Annotated in this window: 23 protein-coding genes, 1 rRNA gene and 1 other annotated feature (1 of these 25 only partly in view); of the genes, 23 read left to right on the forward strand and 1 reads right to left on the reverse strand. The window is 46.7% G+C overall.

Features of this window, described 5'->3' with window-relative positions; genetic code table 11:
- The 8 genes from M1K58_RS28485 to pssA all read left to right on the forward strand — a co-directional run.
- Positions 1–115: ribosomal RNA gene (locus M1K58_RS28485) — 23S ribosomal RNA — on the forward strand; the annotation flags it as partial.
- Between the two features lie 728 nt (positions 116–843).
- Positions 844–1,305, forward strand: coding sequence for a CtsR family transcriptional regulator (locus tag M1K58_RS28490; protein WP_306220791.1), 462 nt, complete (start codon positions 844–846; stop codon positions 1,303–1,305).
- Between the two features lie 18 nt (positions 1,306–1,323).
- Positions 1,324–1,836 carry a protein-arginine kinase activator protein McsA gene (mcsA, locus tag M1K58_RS28495; protein ID WP_256762309.1) on the forward strand — a complete coding sequence of 171 codons (513 nt, stop codon included), beginning with the start codon at positions 1,324–1,326 and terminating at the stop codon, positions 1,834–1,836.
- Between the two features lie 17 nt (positions 1,837–1,853).
- Complete coding sequence (mcsB, locus tag M1K58_RS28500; protein WP_256762310.1) at positions 1,854–2,918, forward strand: protein arginine kinase; 1,065 nt, start codon at positions 1,854–1,856, stop codon at positions 2,916–2,918.
- A 36-nt stretch (positions 2,919–2,954) separates the two neighbouring features.
- Positions 2,955–5,402: an ATP-dependent Clp protease ATP-binding subunit gene (locus M1K58_RS28505; RefSeq protein ID WP_256762311.1), complete on the forward strand. Its 2,448-nt coding sequence runs from the start codon at positions 2,955–2,957 to the stop codon at positions 5,400–5,402.
- Positions 5,403–5,539: 137 nt separating this feature from the next.
- Entirely contained in the window at positions 5,540–6,907 is a 1,368-nt protein-coding gene (gene radA, locus M1K58_RS28510; protein WP_256762312.1) for a DNA repair protein RadA, read from the forward strand.
- Between the two features lie 18 nt (positions 6,908–6,925).
- Positions 6,926–8,035 carry a DNA integrity scanning diadenylate cyclase DisA gene (gene disA, locus M1K58_RS28515; RefSeq protein WP_256762313.1) on the forward strand — a complete coding sequence of 370 codons (1,110 nt, stop codon included), beginning with the start codon at positions 6,926–6,928 and terminating at the stop codon, positions 8,033–8,035.
- A 101-nt stretch (positions 8,036–8,136) separates the two neighbouring features.
- The gene (gene pssA, locus M1K58_RS28520) at positions 8,137–8,886 is read left to right on the forward strand and encodes a CDP-diacylglycerol--serine O-phosphatidyltransferase (protein ID WP_256762314.1); all 750 of its coding nucleotides are present in this window, start codon (positions 8,137–8,139) and stop codon (positions 8,884–8,886) included.
- A gap of 65 nt (positions 8,887–8,951) precedes the next feature.
- Here the strand turns inward: pssA and M1K58_RS28525 are convergent, their stop codons facing one another.
- Positions 8,952–9,347, reverse strand: coding sequence for a nucleoside triphosphate pyrophosphohydrolase family protein (locus M1K58_RS28525; protein WP_256762315.1), 396 nt, complete (start codon positions 9,345–9,347; stop codon positions 8,952–8,954).
- 237 nt (positions 9,348–9,584) lie between these two features.
- On the opposite strand from M1K58_RS28525, the gene M1K58_RS28530 reads away from it, so the two are divergent.
- The 15 genes from M1K58_RS28530 to rplA all read left to right on the forward strand — a co-directional run bounded on the left by M1K58_RS28530 (position 9,585) and on the right by rplA (position 21,340).
- The gene (locus tag M1K58_RS28530) at positions 9,585–10,628 is read left to right on the forward strand and encodes a PIN/TRAM domain-containing protein (protein WP_372339226.1); all 1,044 of its coding nucleotides are present in this window, start codon (positions 9,585–9,587) and stop codon (positions 10,626–10,628) included.
- Positions 10,629–10,715: 87 nt separating this feature from the next.
- The gene (ispD, locus tag M1K58_RS28535) at positions 10,716–11,414 is read left to right on the forward strand and encodes a 2-C-methyl-D-erythritol 4-phosphate cytidylyltransferase (protein WP_256762317.1); all 699 of its coding nucleotides are present in this window, start codon (positions 10,716–10,718) and stop codon (positions 11,412–11,414) included.
- On the forward strand, positions 11,411–11,887 hold the full coding sequence (gene ispF, locus M1K58_RS28540) for a 2-C-methyl-D-erythritol 2,4-cyclodiphosphate synthase (RefSeq protein WP_256762318.1): 477 nt from the start codon (positions 11,411–11,413) through the stop codon (positions 11,885–11,887). Before ispD ends, ispF begins: the two co-directional genes overlap by 4 nt.
- Before the next feature lie 39 nt (positions 11,888–11,926).
- Positions 11,927–13,390 (forward strand): glutamate--tRNA ligase, encoded by a 1,464-nt coding sequence (gene gltX, locus M1K58_RS28545; protein ID WP_256762319.1) that lies wholly within the window; start codon positions 11,927–11,929, stop codon positions 13,388–13,390.
- 422 nt (positions 13,391–13,812) lie between these two features.
- Positions 13,813–14,469, forward strand: a complete 657-nt coding sequence (gene cysE / locus M1K58_RS28550) for a serine O-acetyltransferase (protein ID WP_256762375.1) — start codon at positions 13,813–13,815, stop codon at positions 14,467–14,469.
- Positions 14,466–15,878: a cysteine--tRNA ligase gene (cysS, locus tag M1K58_RS28555; RefSeq protein ID WP_256762320.1), complete on the forward strand. Its 1,413-nt coding sequence runs from the start codon at positions 14,466–14,468 to the stop codon at positions 15,876–15,878. Before cysE ends, cysS begins: the two co-directional genes overlap by 4 nt.
- The gene (locus M1K58_RS28560) at positions 15,875–16,309 is read left to right on the forward strand and encodes a Mini-ribonuclease 3 (protein WP_256762321.1); all 435 of its coding nucleotides are present in this window, start codon (positions 15,875–15,877) and stop codon (positions 16,307–16,309) included. The genes cysS and M1K58_RS28560 overlap by 4 nt, the downstream gene beginning before the upstream one ends.
- 246 nt (positions 16,310–16,555) lie before the next feature.
- Positions 16,556–17,329 (forward strand): 23S rRNA (guanosine(2251)-2'-O)-methyltransferase RlmB, encoded by a 774-nt coding sequence (gene rlmB / locus M1K58_RS28565; protein ID WP_256762376.1) that lies wholly within the window; start codon positions 16,556–16,558, stop codon positions 17,327–17,329.
- Entirely contained in the window at positions 17,322–17,870 is a 549-nt protein-coding gene (locus M1K58_RS28570; protein ID WP_256762377.1) for an NYN domain-containing protein, read from the forward strand. The genes rlmB and M1K58_RS28570 overlap by 8 nt, the downstream gene beginning before the upstream one ends.
- 151 nt (positions 17,871–18,021) lie before the next feature.
- Positions 18,022–18,672, forward strand: coding sequence for an RNA polymerase sporulation sigma factor SigH (gene sigH, locus M1K58_RS28575; RefSeq protein ID WP_256762322.1), 651 nt, complete (start codon positions 18,022–18,024; stop codon positions 18,670–18,672).
- A gap of 429 nt (positions 18,673–19,101) precedes the next feature.
- On the forward strand, positions 19,102–19,251 hold the full coding sequence (rpmG, locus tag M1K58_RS28580) for a 50S ribosomal protein L33 (RefSeq protein WP_115995294.1): 150 nt from the start codon (positions 19,102–19,104) through the stop codon (positions 19,249–19,251).
- A gap of 18 nt (positions 19,252–19,269) precedes the next feature.
- On the forward strand, positions 19,270–19,479 hold the full coding sequence (gene secE / locus M1K58_RS28585; RefSeq protein WP_256762323.1) for a preprotein translocase subunit SecE: 210 nt from the start codon (positions 19,270–19,272) through the stop codon (positions 19,477–19,479).
- Between the two features lie 25 nt (positions 19,480–19,504).
- A complete protein-coding gene (gene nusG / locus M1K58_RS28590; protein WP_256762324.1) occupies positions 19,505–20,038 on the forward strand; it encodes a transcription termination/antitermination protein NusG in 534 nt (177 codons plus the stop codon).
- 87 nt (positions 20,039–20,125) lie between these two features.
- Positions 20,126–20,551, forward strand: a complete 426-nt coding sequence (gene rplK / locus M1K58_RS28595) for a 50S ribosomal protein L11 (protein WP_256762325.1) — start codon at positions 20,126–20,128, stop codon at positions 20,549–20,551.
- A gap of 96 nt (positions 20,552–20,647) precedes the next feature.
- Positions 20,648–21,340 (forward strand): 50S ribosomal protein L1, encoded by a 693-nt coding sequence (rplA, locus tag M1K58_RS28600; protein ID WP_256762326.1) that lies wholly within the window; start codon positions 20,648–20,650, stop codon positions 21,338–21,340.
- 80 nt (positions 21,341–21,420) lie between these two features.
- Positions 21,421–21,522 (forward strand) — a sequence feature (ribosomal protein L10 leader region); it runs 77 nt beyond the window's last position.

Raw genomic sequence — 21,522 nt, forward strand, 5'->3', positions numbered from 1 at the left:
GATGAGATTTCCCAATTCGTAAGACCCCTTGAAGAACACGAGGTTGATAGGCTCGGGGTGGAAGCGCAGCAATGTGTGGAGCTGACGAGTACTAATAGGTCGAGGGCTTATCCTAAGCGAATTGACATTGTAAGACATATGACACACCACTTCTTCTATAAAGCTTTACTTCGCATCCAGTTTTCAAGGCGCAAGCCCTATTTGTACATAAACGGAGTGTTCTCTTTTGAGAATGACTTCGTTTTTTTGTATTTAAATACAACAATTAAACCTACAAAGCAACTAAAGAATGCTAATCCACAAGCCTTGACGAGCTTCTAACTGTCCAATTCCGATTTCCCTTGGAGAACGCCATACTTACCTCGTGACAAAGGAGGTTATCCATTTTATTTTCACTTCTATCCCTACCTTAATAAGGATCAGAATATTTGGAAGGACAAATGTCGGGGGGGTCTCAGACCTTCTATGCCATCGCCTAAGCGCTTCGAGCTCGGAGTGGGTATATCCGCAATGTTAAAGCCTCAAGTGTAAACAGCCTATAATTCAAGGCTGCAAGGGTGTGGTAGCTACCTCCGAGGGAGAACGTTACCTGATTTAGGGTAGCGTTCTTGGTGCTGGGCTTACTTAGTTCAAGTATTGGCGAATAAACTGCCCAAAGCTCCCTAATACTAAGAATAGATTGAAGTAGCATGAGCAGAGACACTTTGCATTTTTTGAAAAGCTGCGTATAATAAAGTTATAGTCAAAGAAAGTCAAAGTCAGATCTACCCCTATTTGACGACCTGGCAAGAAACGCCTATCGCGTTCAATAGTCGGCTTGCATCGATGGAAGGAGGTTGGACATTGGCTAACATTACAGAACTCATTGAACATTACTTGAAGCAAATTTTGCAAAGCAGCTCAGAAGGCTCCATTGAAATACAAAGAAGTGATTTGGCTGACAAGTTCTCCTGTGTCCCCTCACAAATTAATTACGTCATTAGCACAAGATTTACATTGGAAAAGGGCTATTTCGTGGAAAGTAAACGGGGTGGTGGAGGATACATCCGTATCCAACGTGTTAATCTACCCTCGCTTGAAACCGTGCAACGTCATATCCAGCACACGGTTGGAGAGAAGATTGACCAGACAACTGCAGAAGGGCTCATCTATCAATTAGTGGAGGCACGTTTCGTAACCACAAGAGAGGCGCAACTTCTCAAGGCAGCCGTTTCCCGGGATGTGCTGCAGTTGAAGCTCCCTGTTCGTGACGAGATCCGAGCCAAGCTGTTGAAGGCTATGATGATCGCTCTACTCGCAAAATGAGTAAAGGAGGTTTGTCCGATGCAGTGTCAAGAATGTGATAAACGTCCAGCTACGCTACATTTTACGAAAATTGTGAATGGTGAGAAAGCGGAGCTGCATATTTGTGAATCATGCGCTAGGGAAAAGGGAGAGCTTATTCCTGGAAGCTCAAGCGGGTTTTCCATTCACAATCTGCTCTCCGGGCTACTCGATTACCAAATTCCGAATCCGAACCCGATGGCTAAACCACCAGCGGCTAAATGCGATACCTGTGGGTTGACCTATACTCAATTTAGCAAAATCGGTCGATTTGGGTGCAGTCATTGCTATAAGCAATTTTCTGAACGGCTTGATCCTCTGCTTAAACGGGTACATGGTAATACGGTGCATGTTGGAAAGGTGCCGAAACGTGCCGGTGGACAACTTAAGACGAAACGGGAAATCGATCGTCTTAAAAAGGAAATGCAAGGCCGGATTGAGCGGGAGGATTTCGAAACCGCGGCCCAGCTGCGAGATCGAATCCGCAAGCTTGAAAATGAAATGAGCGGCTGAAGGGTAGGTGGATGATCATGGCCAAGAGGAAATTTGTTAAGCAAGCGCTCAGTCAGTGGATGAAAGGTGAAGGACCGGATTCCGAAGTCGTCATTAGTAGCCGAGTGAGGATCGCTCGCAATATTCGCAATTTGCCCTTTCCTATGATGGCCGATCCAAGCCAATCGCTCATGGTTATGGAACAGCTACTCAGTGTTGCGGAAAGCGGAAGGCTCGATGGATTAGGCAAGATTGAGCAAATTCGGCTGACCGAATTAACCGAATTAGAGAAGCTCGTGCTCGTAGAGAAGCACTTAATAAGCCCGAATCTGGCGAATGAATCCCGTAATGGAGCGCTGATTCTGAGCCCTAATGAAGATATTAGTGTCATGATTAACGAAGAAGACCATCTGCGTATTCAATGTTTATGCTCAGGATTTCAGGTTCATGAAGCTTGGGAATTAGCGAGTAAAGTCGATGATATATTTGAAGAAGAAGTGGATTATGCTTTCGATGAAAAGCATGGATATTTAACGAGCTGCCCTACGAACGTAGGAACCGGGATCCGAGTTTCTGTCATGATGCATTTACCCGCGCTTGTGATCACCGGACAGATCAACCGAATTTTATCGGCTGTCACACAGGTAGGGCTTGCCGTAAGGGGATTGTATGGCGAAGGCAGTGAAGCAACCGGCAACCTATTCCAAGTGTCTAATCAGATCACTTTGGGGCAGTCCGAGCAAGAGGTCATCGAAAATTTATTTCAAGTTGCGCACCAAATGATCGAACACGAGAAGTCCGCGAGGAGTAAGCTGTTAAACGAATCCCGACTTCGCGTGGAGGACCGGGTACGCAGATCGTTTGGCATATTAACTCAAGCGATGATTATGGATTCGAAGGAAGCCTCACAGCGCTTATCTGATATTAGGCTTGGTGCACATCTCGGGCTGCTACCGGAAGTAAATGAGATGGCATTGAATGAACTTCTTGTATCGACGCAACCTGGATTTCTTCAACAATCGTTCGGGGAAGCGATGAGTCCGGAGGATCGAGATCGGTCAAGAGCAGAATTAATTCGCAGCAGACTGGAAAGCATTTCATAAATGTTTTATTCTTAACTTATTGGGGAGGTATGTCTTATGATGTTTGGACGATTCACGGAACGTGCGCAGAAGGTGTTGGCTTTAGCCCAGGAGGAAGCAGTACGTTTAGGACACAATAACATCGGTACAGAGCATATTCTTCTTGGCCTGATCCGAGAAGGCGAAAGTATTGCTGCAAAAGCTCTAATCGCGCTTGGGCTTGGATTAGAAAAAATCCAAGACGAAGTCGAGTCTTTAATTGGTCGAGGTCAAGAGCAGCCTACGAATATCGCTTACACTCCACGTGCTAAGAAAGTTATCGAGTTATCTATGGACGAAGCACGCAAGCTTGGCCACACTTATGTAGGTACTGAGCACATTTTACTCGGTCTCATTCGTGAGGGTGAAGGCGTCGCTGCACGTGTTCTTAATAATCTTGGAATTAGCTTGAATAAAGCTCGTCAGCAAGTGCTTCAATTGCTTGGAAGCAACGAAAGTGTATCTCAGAATCATGGTCCATCCGCTAACGTAAGCACTCCAACGTTAGATGGCTTAGCACGTGATTTAACAGCTAGTGCACGGGAAGGTCATATCGATCCGGTCATTGGTCGCTCGAAGGAAATCGAACGTGTGATTCAGGTGCTATCCCGTCGGACGAAGAACAATCCAGTCTTGATCGGAGAGCCAGGTGTAGGTAAGACAGCTATCGCAGAAGGTCTTGCTCAGAAAATCGTGAACAACGAAATTCCCGAAACCTTGCGCGACAAACGGGTAATGACTCTGGATATGGGTTCCGTTGTAGCGGGCACGAAATATCGTGGAGAATTCGAAGATCGTCTGAAGAAGATAATGGATGAAATTCGTCAAGCAGGTAATGTCATCTTGTTCATCGATGAGCTTCATACCTTGATTGGTGCAGGTGGTGCAGAAGGTGCGATCGATGCATCGAATATTTTGAAGCCTGCACTTGCTCGTGGAGAGCTTCAATGTATCGGAGCTACAACGCTGGATGAATATCGCAAATATATTGAAAAAGATGCAGCTCTGGAACGTCGGTTCCAACCGATCACAGTAGATCAACCTACACCAGAAGAAGCTGTACAAATTTTGTTAGGCTTACGTGATCGTTATGAAGCACATCACCGGGTAAAAATTACCGATGAGGCAATCGATGCGGCGGTTAAGCTTTCTGATCGCTACATTCCAGATCGGTTCTTACCGGATAAGGCGATTGACTTGATCGATGAAGCGGGCTCCAAGGTGAGATTAAATTCTTACACGGTACCGCCTAATCTGAAGCAGCTAGAAGTAAGGCTGGAGGACATTCGTAAAGAGAAAGATGCCGCTGTTCAGAGTCAAGAGTTCGAGAAGGCAGCTGCTCTTCGAGATACGGAACAGAAAATTCGTGAAGAGCTCGATCACACGAAGAACCTGTGGAAAGAAAAGCAAGGCCGCACGGATTCTGAAGTTACACCTGAGGATATCGCTCAAGTTGTAGCTAGCTGGACAGGTATTCCGGTAAGCAAGCTGGCTGAGGAAGAGACAGAGCGCTTGCTTAGAATGGAGAGCATCCTTCACGAGCGTGTCATCGGTCAGGATGAAGCCGTTAAATCCGTCTCACGTGCAATACGTCGTGCCCGTGCGGGTCTTAAGGATCCGAAGCGTCCTATGGGATCCTTTATCTTCCTTGGACCGACAGGAGTCGGTAAGACGGAGCTGGCAAGAGCAATCGCCGAATCGATGTTCGGTGATGAGAATGCGGTTATTCGCATCGATATGTCGGAATATATGGAGAAGCATTCTACTTCCCGACTTGTCGGAGCACCTCCGGGGTATGTTGGCTATGAAGAAGGTGGCCAACTGACGGAGAAGGTTCGTCGCAAGCCTTACTCTGTTGTGCTACTCGATGAAATCGAGAAAGCTCATCCAGAAGTATTTAACATTTTGCTTCAAGTGCTAGAGGATGGTCGTTTGACCGATTCCAAAGGTCGTTCCGTTGATTTCCGGAATACGTTGATCGTGATGACCTCAAACGTTGGAGCAGAGCAAATCAAGAAAAATTCAACACTTGGCTTTACGGCGACTCAGGATGCAGGCCGCGATTACCAGAGCATGAAAGAAAAGGTGCTTGCCGAGCTGAAGAAATCATTCCGTCCTGAATTCCTGAACCGGATCGACGAGTCCATCGTATTCCATCCGTTAACGGAAGAGCATATTGCTGAGATTGTGACACTTATGGCTGATGATCTTCGTAAGCGCCTAGTCGAGCATGATGTTAGCTTTGAGCTCACAGATACGGCTAAAGCGTTCCTCGCGAAGGAAGGGTACGATCCTCAGTATGGTGCTCGACCGCTTCGTAGAGCGATCCAGAAGCATATCGAAGATCGTCTGTCTGAGGATTTACTCCTCGGTAAGATTACAAAAGGTAACTTGCTCATTATTGATGAGGAGAATGGCGGCCTAATCGTTCGGCAGAAGGATGAAATCGAATTGTCTAAAGCGTAATTAGATAAGCAACATAATGATTGAATCGTAATTAAGACTCTCCGTACCGCCTATTTCGGGCGTCCGTGCGGAGAGTCTTTTTTCATGGTAAACTCCTAATATAGGTATACTCAACGTTAAAGGAGCCGTTAGCTGCAATGGCCAAGGTTAAAACTAAATTTGCTTGCACTCAATGTGGGACGGAATCCCCGAAATGGATGGGGAAATGCCCTGGGTGTCAGGAATGGAATACGATGGTCGAGGAGACCGAAACGGAAATCAAGGCCCCTGTCGGGCGGGGTGAATTACTCCGGACGAAAGAAAAGGCGCGGGCGATCATAGATATAGAAAGTGGGCGTGAGCCCAGAGTTTCAACAGGCATGTCCGAGCTGAATCGCGTTCTTGGTGGAGGGCTCGTACCAGGCTCGTTATTGCTTGTTGGTGGCGATCCAGGCATTGGGAAGTCGACCTTGCTGCTGCAAGCTTCGTATTCTTTATCTACACAAGGTTTGAAAGTGTTATATGTATCAGGTGAGGAATCCGTTCGACAAACTAAGCTGCGTGCGGACCGTCTTGGTGCGTTGAATGATAAGCTTTACGTCCTATGTGAAACGAATTTGGAAGTCATTGAAGAAGCCATTACCGAAGTTGGACCGGACTTTCTTGTCATCGATTCTATCCAGACAGTATACCGTCCTGAAGTAGCCTCCGCACCCGGAAGTGTTGCGCAAGTGAGGGAATGCACTGCACATTTCATGAGAATATCGAAAATTAATGGAGTGGCAACCGTATTGGTCGGACACGTGACCAAGGAAGGTGCTATTGCGGGACCACGATTGCTTGAGCATATGGTCGATTGCGTACTCTACTTCGAAGGGGAACGTCATCATACATATCGGATATTGCGAGCGGTCAAAAATCGGTTTGGATCAACGAATGAGATCGGGATTTTCGATATGACTGAGGATGGTCTTCGGGAGGTCACGAATCCTTCAGAGCTATTCTTATCCGAAAGGCCATTGGGTGTTTCTGGTTCAACAGTAGTTGCTAGCATGGAGGGCACGAGGCCCGTATTGGTTGAAATTCAAGCGCTTGTCACACCAACCCATTTCCCATCACCACGCCGGATGGCATCGGGATTTGATCATCATCGAATGTCGCTCGTTATTGCGGTGCTTGAAAAGCGCATGGGAATGTTCTTACAAAATCAGGATGCCTACTTGAATGTTGCGGGTGGTGTTAAGCTGGATGAGCCGGCAGCGGATTTAGCTGCAGCGGTAAGCCTAGCTTCCAGTGTCAAGGACAAACCAACAAAGCCTTATGACGTTTTTTTCGGAGAAGTAGGGTTGACAGGGGAAGTTCGAGCGGTATCGAGAGCCGAGCAACGGGTAAAAGAAGCACACAAGCTAGGCTTTAAACGCGTAATTATGCCGGAGCAAAGTATGAAAGGCTGGCAGCCTCCAAAGGATATCATGATCATCGGTGTAAAAACGGTAGCGGATGCTCTTAAAGCCGCATTGGAATAAGGGGGGTGTCGATAACATATGAAAGAACATAAGGAAAGAGACCCGAAAGAAAAGGAGCGTAATCATCAGGAAAAAACGATGAATCTATTGCTCCAAATGGTTGCTCCAGGTACCCCATTCCGTGATGGGCTGGAAAATGTATTGCGCGCCAAAACGGGAGGGCTTATCGTCGTTGGATATAGTCCTGAAGTGATGGAGGTTGTGGACGGAGGCTTCTCCATTAATTGTGATTTTAGCCCGAACTATTTGTATGAATTGGCCAAAATGGATGGAGCAATTATTCTAAACGAGGATGTTAAACGGATCCTCTATGCGAACACGCAATTGATTCCTGATTCCTCCATTACATCTTCTGAAACAGGCATTCGACATCGTACTGCGGAGCGGGTGGCGAAGCAAACGGGTAAGCTTGTTGTATCAATTTCGCAGCGTCGTAACGTGATTACTTTGTACCAGGGGCAGCTGCGCTATGCGCTTAAGGAAATGGGAGTTATCCTCACGAAGGCTAACCAAGCGATTCAGACTTTGGAGCGTTATCGCATCGTATTCACACAAGCTTTAACGAATTTGTCCGCATTGGAATTTGAAGAGTTAGTTACGATGCATGAGGTAGCATATGTCATCCAACGTGCGGAGATGGTGCTACGCATCAATAACGAAATTAATCGCTATGTGCTTGAATTAGGCAACGAGGGTAGACTTATCAGTATGCAGAAGGAAGAATTAGTGGGATCTGCAGAAGACGAGGCTTGGTTATTATTAAGGGATTATGCCAAGGATGATGGAGAACCTAAAGTTCGTGAAATCCAATCGGTTATTCGCAAGCTGTCTTCAGAAGAATTGTTAGATTCCGCATCCTTAATTCGAATTCTGGGGTATCCTTCCTTAAACTCTGTCGTGGAAGAAGGCTTACTACCACGGGGTTATCGTATGCTAAGTAAGATCCCAAGATTGCCAAGCGTTATTATTCATAATTTGGTTGAACGATTCGGTGCACTTCCTCATATTGTCATGGCTTCCATTGATGAATTAGACGAAGTAGACGGAATTGGCGAGGTGCGTGCACGGGCGATTAAAGAGGGCTTGAAACGAATACAAGAACAGGTCTTCATTGACAGACAGATATAAGGGTAATACAATTGGAAATGTTCTACGATTCATTTACATTTGGAAAAGATATGTCGCTTAACATTCGGTTCAACAGGGTATAGTAAAGTTGAGGTGGGAAAATGATTACGAAATCAATACCGAATTTATTCACGATCGGCAACCTATCTTTAGGTGTGATCGCCATCATATTGGCATTCAATAATGAGACGAATAGTTCAAATACAGCTGCTTTATTAATTATTATCGCCATGCTTCTAGATGGTTTGGATGGACGTGTTGCTCGTGCGTTAAATGCTCAGAGCGAATTCGGGAAAGAGTTAGACTCTCTATCCGATGTGATTTCATTTGGGGTTGCACCTGCATTTATTATGTATCAAGCCGCATTTCAAGACATAAGTCCAGCTATGGCTTGGATTGTGACAGCGATCTTCCCGATCTGTGGAGCGCTAAGATTAGCTAGGTTTAACGTCATTGACGGAATTCCGGGTTACTTCATTGGTTTGCCGATTCCAGCGGCAGGTGGAGTATTAGCCACACTAGCATTATTTCATCACGAATTACATTACTCCTTGTTATTAATAAGCACAGTTGCTTTGTCGTTCCTAATGGTTAGCAACATGAAGTATCCGAACTTCAAGAAGCTAGGCTTACCGCGAAAGGCAATATGGGCTATCCCAGTTGTGGTGCTCGGAGCAGCAATTCTTGCTTATATGTTCCAAGAAGCAATACCAAAGGTCATCTTAGCGTTGTTGCTTCTGTATGCTTTGTGGGGGCTAAAAAAAAACGTTGAAGGGCTAATGCCATCGAATAGACGTGCTAAGCGCAGGAAAGCCATCGAGGAAGAAGAGAAATCCAAGCATAGCGCATAATATTGTATTGAAAAAGCAGCCTCCTGAGATCAGGGGGCTGCTTTTTGTCGTAAACAATTAAGCAATTAAGTTAAGTTAAACCAGCCTAACGTAGAGCATTTATCAGCTTCTTTGGAAACAACTTCCTCAAGGCTAATATCTAGCAAATTACACATGGCTGACATGTAGAAAAGATTTTTACCCATTTCGTTACGAACGACTTCACTGCAATGCTCACAAAGGGCGCCTTCCATGTGGGATTTCGATTGGCGATTCGCTTGATCTAGCTGCATCTCCTCGGAAAAACCCTGATTTCTGGCGTTTAAAGCGATACATCCACATTCTGTGATCGATTTGGATACGGCCCGGTTGACGGAAGCATTGGATTGACTGTATTTCGTGACAACATCGAGCAGACTGCGATGACGGAGCAATAATTCCGACACCTGACTCTGAAACTCATGGAGCGTAGGTGCGCTCATCCGTTCCACCTCGGTTACCTTAGTTTACTTTTCCTCTTTTATTATAGTTCATGGACTACGAGAATTCAAAAGAAGTTGTTATTTTTCAAGAAACTTTAAGAAGCTTGTTGTAGGAAGGTTAGCAATTCGTAAATTGGAACATACTAGTAACGAAATTACTGACTTATTACAAGAAAGGGAGTGAATTTTATGACAATGAAAAGAGTTATTCAAGCCATCGGCCTTCTGATAGGTGCAATGGTAGGTCAACAAATGTCAAACTGGCAATCGTCCTCAGATGCTCCGTGGATGGGCAGTTTGCTAGGTGCAACAACAGGTACAGGCGGGACCTTTAGTATGGTTGTTGGAGCATGTGCGGGATTTTTATTTGCAACCTCTATCGCTAACCCTCTATCTCGTGCGTTGCAGCGGGGAATTGATAGGCTGTCCAGTTATCCTTTGTCGGACTTATTGTCTGGCGTTATCGGTGTGACCCTCGGACTTGCACTTTCTTCATTCCTGTATCCTTATGTGACGGATATTCCGTATGTAGGACAAGTATTAGCAGCGGGAACGGCACTTGTGCTCGGATTTACCGGGCTAAAAATCGGTATGCACAAAAAGGATGAGGTAGGAGACTGGTTCCGGACTCGTAAAACGCTCGAAGCTCCTAAAAGTGAAGGGCCACGCTTCGAGGAACACAAGATTTTAGATACTAGCGTTATTATCGATGGGCGGATAGCCGACATTTGCAAAACTGGATTTATTGAAGGGACACTAGTTATCCCCGAGTTCGTGCTAGAGGAGCTACAGCACATCGCGGATTCATCTGATTTGCTCAAACGGAATAGGGGGCGGAGAGGGTTGGATATTCTGAATAAAATTCAGAAGGAGCTGGATGTCAGAGTACTTATTTACGAGGATGCTAATGATGAGCCTGGGGAAGTAGACAGCAAGCTAGTTAAGCTCGCTAAGGTGATGCAGGGGAAAGTAGTCACGAACGATTTTAACTTGAACAAGGTTTGCGAGCTCCAAGGTGTATCTGTTCTGAACATTAATGATCTGGCTAACGCGGTTAAGCCTGTCGTGCTTCCTGGTGAAGAAATCGTCGTACAAGTGATCAAGGACGGCAAGGAGAATGGCCAAGGTGTTGCTTATTTAGACGATGGAACGATGATTGTCGTTGAAGGCGGTAGGGAGTACATCGGGACGACAATGGAGGTACTCGTAACAAGCGTGTTACAAACCTCAGCAGGCAGAATGATCTTTGCGAAGCCTAAGCTATTGGAAAAAGCGCTCTAACAAGGTATGATAATAGAATTACGGGCGGGGCACGCTCTAGTGTCCTGTCTTTTGTTTTTAGTAGCACTTATAAGGGGATTATTTTCAATGGATTGGGGAGCTGTTATAGTCGCTGCAGGGCGGGGAACTCGCATGGGAAGTGCGGATAACAAGCCTTACCTGCTGCTGGCTGGTCGTACCGTGCTTGCGCATACCTTAGATGCCTTTGAACGATGTCCCTCTGTGTCTTCGATCGTCTTGGTCGTATCCTCAGGGGAAGAGAAGAGAGCAGATGAGGTTATAAGTGCTGAAGGTTTCGTTAAAGTGAAGCGTATTATACAGGGTGGCGCGGAGCGACAGGATAGTGTTTATGCGGGACTTGCTGAACTGGACACGGAAGGTGTGCTTGTCCATGATGCGGCTCGACCACTTGTGACATCCAAGCAGGTAGAAGCTTGTTGTAGGGCAGCGGAAGAGCATGGGTCATCTGCGCTAGCAGTTCCCGTTAAAGATACGATTAAAGTTTCCGATGGCAGCGGATTTATTGTTGCCACTCCGGAGCGCAGCACGCTGTGGAGTGTTCAAACTCCGCAGGCTTTTTTGCGTCAGGAGCTCATTCAAGCGCATCGACAGGCACGGGAAGAGAACGCCATGGCAACGGACGATGCCATGCTTATCGAACGGTTGGGGCGTAAAGTTGCGATTGTTAAAGGCGACTATGCGAACATCAAAATTACGACCCCAGAAGATTTGCCTATCGCGGAGCTGCTATTATCAAGGCGTCAACAGGAGGGGGATCCAGAATGATTAGAATAGGACAAGGGTTCGACGTTCATCAATTGGTGGAGGGTCGACCATGTATCATCGGCGGTGTCACCATTCCGTATGAGAAGGGTCTATTAGGACACTCGGATGCGGACGTACTTCTACATACGATAAGCGACGCTGTTCTTGGCGCACTTGCTCTTGGGGATATTGGGAAGCATTTTCCGGATACTGACCCTGCATTTAAGGATGCGGATAGCGTTAAATTGTTAGAGCATGTGTGGGGCTTGATCAAGGAGCGCGGCTACAAGCTTGGTAACGTAGATGCGACGGTCATCGCACAGGCACCGAAAATGGCGCCGTACATCCCGGCGATGGTTACAGTCATTGCGCGCATATTAGAGTGCGAGGAATCCCAAGTTAACGTCAAAGCAACAACAACCGAACGACTAGGCTTTCCTGGTCGTGGCGAAGGTATCGCTTCCCAAGCGGCTGTACTGTTGGTGCGTAGCTGAGAAGGTACAAGCGAGTAAGTTACTTAGGAGGAAAATAAAATGTCAAATAAAGTTCGCGTACGTTATGCGCCAAGTCCAACGGGACATCTACATATTGGTAACGCAAGAACAGCCATCTTCAATTATTTGTTCGCACGTCATCATGGCGGTGATTTCATCATTCGTATCGAGGACACGGATGTTAAACGCAACGTTGCCGGCGGTGAAGAAAGTCAGCTGAAGTACCTCAAATGGCTCGGGTTGGATTGGGACGAGAGTATTGATTGTCCAGGCGAATACGGTCCGTACCGTCAAACCGAACGCCTTGATATATACAGCTCCCATACACAGCAGCTTCTGGATCGGAAGCTAGCGTATCCCTGCTACTGCAATGAAGAGGAGCTGGAGCGGGAACGCGAGGAGCAATCCGCACGCGGTGAAACGCCGAAGTATTCCGGCAAATGTCGCAATCTAAGCGACGAGGAACAGGCAGCGTTAGCTGCTGAGGGCCGAGTTGCTAGCGTTCGGTTTACTATTCCGGCTGATCGAACCTATACGTTCCAAGATACGGTTAAAGGTGAAATTTCTTTCCGCTCCGATGACTTCGGTGATTTTGTTATAGTGAAGAAGGATGGCATCCCAACGTACAACTACGCAGTAGCTGTTGATGACCATCTGATGGCGATCACCCATGTTCTGCGTGGTGAAGATCATATTACAAACACACCTCGCCAGTTGATGATCTATGAAGCATTTGACTGGGCCCCACCTGAATTTGGACATATGACGTTAATTGTTAACGATCAGCGCAAGAAGCTATCCAAACGCGACGAGTCGATCGTCCAATTCATTCAGCAATATGATGAGCTCGGTTATTTGCCAGAAGCACTCTTTAACTTCATCACCTTGCTCGGTTGGTCACCTGAAGGAGAAGAGGAGATCTATGGTCGCGAGCAGCTAATTGAGATTTTCAATGCGAACCGCTTATCCAAGAGCCCGGCAGTCTTCGATACGGCCAAGCTAAGCTGGTTGAATCAGCACTATTTGAAGCAGCTTACACCAGAACAAGCTGTTGAGCTCTGTATTCCACACTTGAAGTCCGCTGGTCGATTACCTGAGAACCCTTGTGCGGAAGAAATGGTATGGGCAACGGCATTGGTCACATTGTTCAGGGACCACCTCCGATTTGGAGCAGAGATTGTATCGCTATCAGATCTGTTTTTCCAAAAGACGCTCGAACTGAACGATGAGGCGGCTGGCGTACTTGCGGAAGAAACGGTTCCTGTTGTACTGGAAGCTTTCCTGAGTGGTCTTGAAGTAGCAGGTGAAGAGGGCTTCACGATCGACAATATGAAAGTCCTGATTAAAGCTGTTCAAACAGCCACAGGAGTCAAGGGTAAGGGATTGTTCATGCCAATTCGTGTTGCGCTTACTGGACAGACACATGGACCGGACCTGAATGGTACGATTTGGCTACTGGGTCGCGATCAAGTGCTGGAGCGTCTTAAGCAACAACTAGGCTAACGTATAGAGCTCGTTGAGTCTCTTGTCACCTGCGTAATGTTGGGATATACTTGATCTATATCGAAAATGTGCGACGAACAGGAAAGTACGTTTCGCTTAAGGAATGTTCAGAGAAGGCGGTCTAGGCTGAGAGCCGCTCATTCTTACGAAACCGAATTGCGCCTGGGAGCTGTGTCACTGAGTGAACAATCGGTAGTGCTGCGATAACTTAATCGCGTGTACGGCAGGGATTGTTTAGGTAAGTGGTGCCGGGGGGATCTCGTTAACTATCCAATGAGGAGAAGTGTCGCTTACGGACTATGGACACATACTCAAGCAGAGTGGGACCACGTCATGACGTCTCTGCAGCGATAAGCTGCAGGGACTTTTTTGTGTTTAATTAGACCATTACAGAGAGAAGTAAGGGGGGATAGGATATGGGGATGTGGAGAACAGTTAAATCTGACATAGATGCGGTGTTCGAGAATGACCCGGCAGCCCGAAGTTGGTTTGAAGTCGTATTTACGTATGCAGGATTACATGCCATATGGTCTCACCGTGTCGCCCATTTCTTTTTTCGCCGCGGTTTATGCTCCATTGCTCGTGTGATTTCACAGGTCAGCCGATTTTTCACTGGAATTGAGATTCACCCTGGGGCCCGGATCGGGAGTAAACTGTTCATAGATCATGGCATGGGTGTCGTCATTGGGGAAACCTGCGAAATCGGAGATGAGGTTGTGATCTATCAAGGAGTAACGCTTGGGGGCACGGGTAAGGAAAAAGGCAAGCGTCACCCCACGATTGGTAATCGCGTCGTTATTGCTTCTGGGGCAAAAGTACTTGGATCATTCACTGTTGGAGATAACTCTAATATCGGAGCTAATTCTGTCGTCCTGCGTGAAGTGCCGCCCAACAGTACGGTGGTCGGAATTCCGGGTAGGATCGTGAAGCGCAATGGGTTGAAAATAAGCGACCGTCTCGATCATACGAATTTGCCAGACCCGCTCATCGAAACCTTCCGTTTTATGCAGAAGGAAATAAATGAACTGAAATCGGAAATTGAACGTCTCAAAGAGGATAAAGGAGCTAAAATAACATGAATCTCAAAATTTACGATAGCATGACTAGGGAGCTACAGCCATTCATACCGCGTGAGCCCGGGAAAGTGAATATGTATGTGTGCGGTCCAACCGTGTACGATTATATTCATATCGGGAATGCGCGGCCGGTCATATTCTTCGATGTTGTTCGCAGGTACTTGGAAGCCATCGGATTCCAGGTTAATTACATTGTTAACTACACAGATGTAGATGATAAAATGATTCGCAAAGCGACGGAGTTGGGCATTACGGTTCCTGAATTAGCCGAACGTTTCATTACCGCATTCAAGGAAGATCGGGAAGCGTTAGGGGCTCTTCCCCCCACGGTATCGCCGCGTGTCATGGAGACGATGCCTGAAATTATTGCATTCATTCAAGATCTGGTGGACCAAGGGGTTGCCTACGAGAACGGTGGGGATGTTTACTTCCGCACGGGTTCATTTTCTGAGTACGGTAAGTTGTCTCATAAAAACCTGGATGAATTGCAATATGGCATTCGTATCGACGTGGATGAGCGTAAAGAAAGTGCACAGGATTTCGTGCTTTGGAAAGCGGCAAAGCCTGGAGAAATTTACTGGTCAAGTCCATGGGGAGATGGGAGACCGGGTTGGCATATTGAGTGCTCGGCAATGATACGCAAATACGCGGGAGATACTTTGGATATTCATGGTGGGGGTCACGATCTACAATTCCCTCATCATGAGTGTGAGATTGCACAGTCCGAATCTCTAACGGGTCAACCTCTATCTCGTAATTGGATGCATAATGGCTTCGTTAATATCAATAATGAGAAGATGTCGAAGTCTCTCGGAAATGGAGTTACTGTACGCCAGTTGCTCCAAGGCATGAGTAAATATGCCATTCGATACTTGATGCTTGCCACTCACTATCGTAGTCCGCTTAATTTCAGCGAGGAGACGATTCGCCAGGCAACCAATAGTATTGATCGGCTAACAAATTGTCGGGACAATGTGAAGCATAGGCTATCCTCTGTTGCGCAGGGCAATTTAGCGCTTGCGGGAGATGAGGGGCTTAAGGAACGACTGAAGCAGCTTGCGAAGGATTTCCATTCGCGCATGGAAGATGACTTTAGTACACCAGATGCAATTACAGCTTGGTTCGGTCTCGTCTCTGAAGTAAACACTTATTTGCAGAGAGAAGCAGTAAGTGAAACGAGTTTACTGTTCATTCTAGCTCAAATCGATGAGATGAATGGCATTTTGGGACTGTTACCCACGATTGAGGAAGCGGGATTGTTGGATGATGAAGTCGATGCGCTAATTGCCGAGCGGGCGGCAGCGCGTGCTAACCGGAACTTTGCTCGTTCGGATGAGATTCGCGACTTATTGGCGAGTCGGGGAATTTTATTGGATGATACACCTCAAGGCGTTCGTTGGCGGCGCAAATGACGGAGCGGGAAAGCTTTGCTCTAGCTCCAGTCATCTCGCCGCTCTTGCCTACTGATGTTCCCGTCCATCTACTTTCTCCCGTTGTGCTTGCCTACGTTGGGGATGCTGTATTCGAAATTTATATTAGACAAAGACTCGTAGCCGGTTTCAATCGGAAGCCCAATGAGCTGCATCGTGCGGCTACGAGTTATGTTTCCGCCGCTGCCCAAGCCAAGCTTTTGCAGAGATGGATGCCGTTGCTTACGGAAGAGGAAGCGGACATCGTGCGCCGCGGTCGCAATACCAAATCAGGCCAGCCTCCGAAAAATGCTGATCCTGCTGACTATCGCCATGCCACGGCATTAGAGTGCTTAGTTGGTCACCTGTATTATCAAGGGGCGAAGGAACGCTTGGAGCAGCTAGTGAATTTAGCTTTTACTCAAACAGATTAGACGGATCGCAATAACTGATAAAGGAAGATGATAATGAACAATCACAATTCGAGAACACCAGGTAATCGTACTGATAATGGATCGAAGCCATATGCTGCAAATGATAGTAAATCGGGGTGGAACTCCTCGAGTAATGGTCGCAAGGAAAAGGATAAGCGCCATCAAGCAGCTCCAGCTAACAAGGAATCTCAGGCGGATAATGAGCAGTGGACAGAAGAAAGTGCGTTAAAGGGTGAAGATGAATACTTGGCAGGTAAGCACCCTGTGCTAGAAGCGATGAAGGCAGGACGGTCAATTAATAAAATTTTCATTTCTAATCAAGCCCAACGTCATCTTGTGCAACCGATAATGGAGGAAGCTAAGGCGCGAGGTATCGTTGTTCAACAAGTGGAGAAAAGCAAGCTGGATCGGTTGGTACCTGATATGCAGCATCAGGGAGTCGTTGCCCAAGCAGCAGCTGTTGCATATGTGGAAGTGGACGAGCTGTTGGCGCGCGCTGCAGAGCGCGGAGAAGCCCCTCTCATCGTCTTGCTCGATGAACTGGAAGATCCACACAATCTTGGCTCCGTCTTACGTACGGCCGACTGTACTGGCGTACACGGCGTGATCGTTCCGAAACGCAGAAGTGCTGGGCTAACAGCAGTCGTTGCGAAAACATCCGCAGGCGCAGTTGAATATGTTCCTGTTGCCCGCGTGGCAAACTTGGTGCAAACGATGGAGAAGCTTAAGGCTGCTGGACTATGGATAGCTGGAGCTGATGTTGGTGCCAAGGAGGGTTTCTACGAAACAGATCTGACAGGACCGCTCGCAATTGTAATCGGTAATGAAGGACAAGGACTTTCTAGACTCGTTAGAGAAAGATGTGACTTCATCCTGTCTCTTCCTATGGCTGGACAAATCAACTCGCTTAATGCATCCGTTGCAGCGGGAGTTATCCTGTATGAGGTTGTTCGTCAACGTCAACAAGAGGCTAAGAAAAGAGGCGTATTGCAAGCAAGTTCGACTTCGGATCATGCATGAGAAACGAAAGTTTCTGCGTGAGGATGTACTGCTTGTAGATGGCTATAACATTATAGGGGCATGGCCTGAGCTGGCTAGTCTTAAGAGTGAGAAGCTGGAAGATGCAAGGGATCGGCTTCTCGACATGCTGTCTGATTACCAAAGCTATGCGGGACTCATCGTCATCGTCGTGTTTGATGCGTTCCGTGTACCTGGTTCCGGTGCTGAATACCGTCATCGTAAAAAGATGCAGGTTGTATTTACAAGGGAACGGGAAACCGCGGATGAGTGTATAGAAAGACTGGTAGGCGAATGGATATCCGTGCGACGCAACATCTATGTGGCGACTTCCGATCAGGTTGAACAGCATGTCGCATTTGGTCGCGGGGCGCTCCGAGTTTCGGCACGTGAATTAAGGATAGAAGTTCGGCAGAGTAGAACGGAAATACAAACAGCAATTACTAGAGATTCTCAAATTAAGAAAAATCCGTTAGACGGAATATTGCCTGATGATGTGCAACGTCGACTGGAACGTATGAGACGAGGACTTGATGATAGTTGAATGCCGTTGGTTTTTAATTACATTTTTTCCACCGCCGACACAAGGGTAGAAATGGCAATTACATTGACGCTATGCGCTAGATCAAGTATATTGATAATAGTTTAATAGAGATCGAAGTTCCAGATCACCATTGCAGACCGGAGGGATGTTCATGAGCGTCGACTTGGAGATGCTGGCAACGCGTGAGTACGACTTCAAGGCCGACGAGGACATCGTAGAATTCGTTCGCATGGGCGATAGCGAAGCGTTGGAGTACCTTATTCATAAATATCGAAATTTCGTGCGGGCGAAAGCGCGCTCTTATTTTCTGATAGGCGCTGAGCGGGAAGATATCGTACAAGAAGGAATGATAGGCTTATATAAAGCGATTCGTGACTTCAGGGGCGATAAGCTAGCATCGTTTAAGGCGTTTGCTGAGCTTTGTATCACCCGTCAGATTATTACCGCTATTAAGACGGCTACCCGTCAGAAGCATATTCCGCTTAATTCATATGTGTCTTTGGACAAACCAATTTATGATGAAGATTCCGATCGTACTTTGCTGGATGTCATCTGTGGCTCTAGAGTATGTGATCCGGAAGAAATGATCATTAATCAAGAAGAGTTTTATGGACTTGAGGATAAGATGTCAGAAATTCTAAGTGACCTGGAGCGAAAAGTACTGATGCTCTACTTGGATGGACGCTCTTATCAAGAAATTGCTGTCGACCTCGATCGTCATGTGAAATCAATTGATAATGCCTTACAACGAGTGAAGCGTAAGCTTGAGAGGTACCTTGAAGTCCGCGACCTTGGCCATTAATTCTATTATTCTTAATATTGAATGTATTAGCAGCCGAATGATCGGGCTGCTTTTTTTAATTCAGAATTAGGTTCCAAGGATGGAATGCAACAATTAAGTTGCGGTTTGGGGTTGAAATGCGTGAAAATATGGAATAATGAGATGTGGATACTAGAAATAGAGTAGAAATCTACCCAGTAGGAGTCGTGCAATTGGAAGGTAAAAGACAATTTCCGTTGACATCGACTACCCCCTGTGATAAATTATTTTAGTAACCTTAACGTGGTTTCTTATGCGCTGGCTCTGAATCATCGGCGAAACACCAGGAATTGTTGTCTTGATGACTTGTCATCAAGTAGCGATACCTAACAGCCTTGGTTCGCCAAGCTGGAGTTTCCGCTGAATGGTTGTCTTTTTTTATGAAGTTATGATCCCGGGAGGTGGAATGGGATGCGCGTAATCATCACGCTAGCTTGTACAAACTGCAAGCAACGGAACTACACGTCGAGCAAGAACAAACGGACACACGCCGATCGCATCGAGTTGAAGAAGTTCTGCAAATTTTGCAATGAACATCATCCTCATCGCGAAACGCGTTAACTCCTAGGAGGTATTAACGTGACTTTCCTGGCCAAAATGAAACAAAACTTTGGGTCATTTTTTTCGTTTTTCGCGGATAGCTGGAACGAACTAAAGAAAGTCCGTTGGCCCAACCGGAAAGAGCTCGTTAGCTACACGATTGTTGTTATTGTGACAGTGTTGTTGGTAACGATCTACTTCTGGGGTCTGGACATCGGTATTTCATCCCTCGTCGATCTCATCATCTGACGTAGGAACCAAAGGTGGCTTTTCCATGGAGAAAAGATGGTACGTAGTACACACGTACTCCGGTTATGAGAACAAGGTTAAGGCTAACCTGGAGAAACGCGTGGAGTCTATGGGTATGCAAGACAAAATCTTCCGTGTGCTTGTTCCAATGGAGGAAGAGATCGTAAACAAGGATGGTAAGAAAAAGACGGTTATGCGTAAAGTGTATCCGGGCTATGTCCTTGTTGAAATGGTGCAAACGGATGATTCTTGGTACGTGGTGCGTAACACTCCAGGAGTAACTGGATTTGTTGGTTCCACTGGCTCGGGATCGAAACCGACGGCGCTACTGCCTGATGAAGTAGAAGGTATTCTGCGTCACATGGGTATGGACGAGCCGAAACCGGTTATCGATTTCGAACTCAAGGAGAACGTTCGCGTTATGGTTGGTCCTTTTGCTAACTTTGTCGGTACTGTAGAAGAAATTCTAGCCGATAAGAGCAAGCTTAAGGTGCATGTCAACATGTTTGGCAGAGAAACCCCCGTTGAGCTGGATTTCACTCAAGTGGAGAAGATATAAGTATCTTTAATGTTTTTGGGTTTCTTGATTGAGCGGGAGGGACGGAAGTTCCGTTAAACCGCATTACGGGTCAGGGAGGTGTGCAACATGGCAAAAAAAGTCATCAAATTAGTAAAGTTGCAAGTTAACGCAGGTAAAGCTAACCCTGCGCCGCCAATCGGTCCTGCACTAGGTCAAGCTGGCGTTAACATCATGCAATTCTGTAAAGAATTTAATGCTCGCACAGCAGATCAAGCTGGATTAGTAATTCCAGTCGTAATCTCTGTATTCGAGGATCGTTCTTTCACGTTCGAGACTAAGACTCCACCAGCAGCGGTATTGCTTCGCGTAGCTGCAGGAATCCCTAAAGGATCCGGTGAGCCGAACAAGAAAAAAGTAGCTACAGTTAAACGTGCTAAAGTTCGTGAAATTGCAGAACAAAAAATGCAAGATCTGAACGCGGCATCTGTTGAAGCAGCTATGCGTATGGTCGAAGGAACAGCTCGCAGCATGGGCGTTATTATCGAAGACTAATCGAATGTCGCCTGATTCAGGCGCGTTCGTACTGCGGTTCCTAGAACCGCTTGTGGGAGGAAACTTCCGTTAAAACCACAAAAGGAGGAGAACAACTTGGCTAAACACGGTAAGAAATATACAGCGTCCGCTAAGCTGATCGACCGCGATGCAACCTACGAATCGTTGGAAGCTATCGAGCTCGTTAAAAAATCAGCAACAGCTAAATTCGACGAAACAGTTGAAGCAGCTGTCCGCCTCGGCGTTGATCCGAGAAAACAAGATCAAGCAGTGCGCGGCGTAGTCGTCCTGCCTCACGGCACCGGCAAAACGCAACGCGTCCTCGTATTCGCAAAAGGTGATAAGCTGAAAGAAGCTGAAGCAGCTGGCGCGGATTATGTAGGTGATCAAGAGCTTATCAACAAAATCCAACAGGGTTGGTTCGAGTTCGACGTCTGCGTCGCTACTCCGGACATGATGAGTGAAGTCGGTAAACTGGGTCGTATTCTCGGGGGTAAAGGTTTGATGCCTAACCCTAAAGCAGGCACTGTAACGAATGACGTTGCTAAGGCTATTGCTGAGATTAAAGCCGGTAAAATCGAATATCGTCTGGACAAAGCCGGACAAATTCATGCTCCAATCGGTAAAGTTTCCTTTGATGCTGACAAGCTCAATGAAAACTTGAACGCTTTGATTGAAGCACTGAGCCGCGCGAAACCTGCATCTTCCAAAGGCATCTACCTGAAAAACATCTCGATTTCTTCGACGATGGGACCAGGTGCACGCGTTAATGCATCGGTATATCGCTAATCCGAATTGCGTAACTCGCAATATGGACGGTAAAAACTGTCTTTGACATCGGACTACCAGGATGGTAAGCTGATGAAGCTGATAAATGAATATGGATACCGTAGACCGTAGGTGCAACGCGCCAACGATACTTACAGCATTAGCTGTTCGTAGCGTAGCGTGCGGCTTAATTTCCTACCGAG

This window comes from Cohnella sp. WQ 127256, from assembly GCF_024519285.1.
GTDB lineage: Bacteria > Bacillota > Bacilli > Paenibacillales > Paenibacillaceae > Cohnella.

What these genes read in the sequence shown, in the direction of transcription:
- mcsA (WP_256762309.1), top strand. Translation starts at nt 1,324, where the DNA reads ATGCAGTGTCAAGAATGTGATAAACGTCCAGCTACGCTACATTTTACG.
- mcsB (WP_256762310.1), top strand. Translation starts at nt 1,854, where the DNA reads ATGGCCAAGAGGAAATTTGTTAAGCAAGCGCTCAGTCAGTGGATGAAA.
- M1K58_RS28505 (WP_256762311.1), top strand. Translation starts at nt 2,955, where the DNA reads ATGATGTTTGGACGATTCACGGAACGTGCGCAGAAGGTGTTGGCTTTA.
- radA (WP_256762312.1), top strand. Translation starts at nt 5,540, where the DNA reads ATGGCCAAGGTTAAAACTAAATTTGCTTGCACTCAATGTGGGACGGAA.
- disA (WP_256762313.1), top strand. Translation starts at nt 6,926, where the DNA reads ATGAAAGAACATAAGGAAAGAGACCCGAAAGAAAAGGAGCGTAATCAT.
- pssA (WP_256762314.1), top strand. Translation starts at nt 8,137, where the DNA reads ATGATTACGAAATCAATACCGAATTTATTCACGATCGGCAACCTATCT.
- M1K58_RS28525 (WP_256762315.1), bottom strand. Translation starts at nt 9,347, where the DNA reads ATGAGCGCACCTACGCTCCATGAGTTTCAGAGTCAGGTGTCGGAATTA.
- M1K58_RS28530 (WP_372339226.1), top strand. Translation starts at nt 9,585, where the DNA reads ATGGTAGGTCAACAAATGTCAAACTGGCAATCGTCCTCAGATGCTCCG.
- ispD (WP_256762317.1), top strand. Translation starts at nt 10,716, where the DNA reads ATGGATTGGGGAGCTGTTATAGTCGCTGCAGGGCGGGGAACTCGCATG.
- ispF (WP_256762318.1), top strand. Translation starts at nt 11,411, where the DNA reads ATGATTAGAATAGGACAAGGGTTCGACGTTCATCAATTGGTGGAGGGT.
- gltX (WP_256762319.1), top strand. Translation starts at nt 11,927, where the DNA reads ATGTCAAATAAAGTTCGCGTACGTTATGCGCCAAGTCCAACGGGACAT.
- cysE (WP_256762375.1), top strand. Translation starts at nt 13,813, where the DNA reads ATGTGGAGAACAGTTAAATCTGACATAGATGCGGTGTTCGAGAATGAC.
- cysS (WP_256762320.1), top strand. Translation starts at nt 14,466, where the DNA reads ATGAATCTCAAAATTTACGATAGCATGACTAGGGAGCTACAGCCATTC.
- M1K58_RS28560 (WP_256762321.1), top strand. Translation starts at nt 15,875, where the DNA reads ATGACGGAGCGGGAAAGCTTTGCTCTAGCTCCAGTCATCTCGCCGCTC.
- M1K58_RS28570 (WP_256762377.1), top strand. Translation starts at nt 17,322, where the DNA reads ATGCATGAGAAACGAAAGTTTCTGCGTGAGGATGTACTGCTTGTAGAT.
- sigH (WP_256762322.1), top strand. Translation starts at nt 18,022, where the DNA reads ATGAGCGTCGACTTGGAGATGCTGGCAACGCGTGAGTACGACTTCAAG.
- rpmG (WP_115995294.1), top strand. Translation starts at nt 19,102, where the DNA reads ATGCGCGTAATCATCACGCTAGCTTGTACAAACTGCAAGCAACGGAAC.
- nusG (WP_256762324.1), top strand. Translation starts at nt 19,505, where the DNA reads ATGGAGAAAAGATGGTACGTAGTACACACGTACTCCGGTTATGAGAAC.
- rplK (WP_256762325.1), top strand. Translation starts at nt 20,126, where the DNA reads ATGGCAAAAAAAGTCATCAAATTAGTAAAGTTGCAAGTTAACGCAGGT.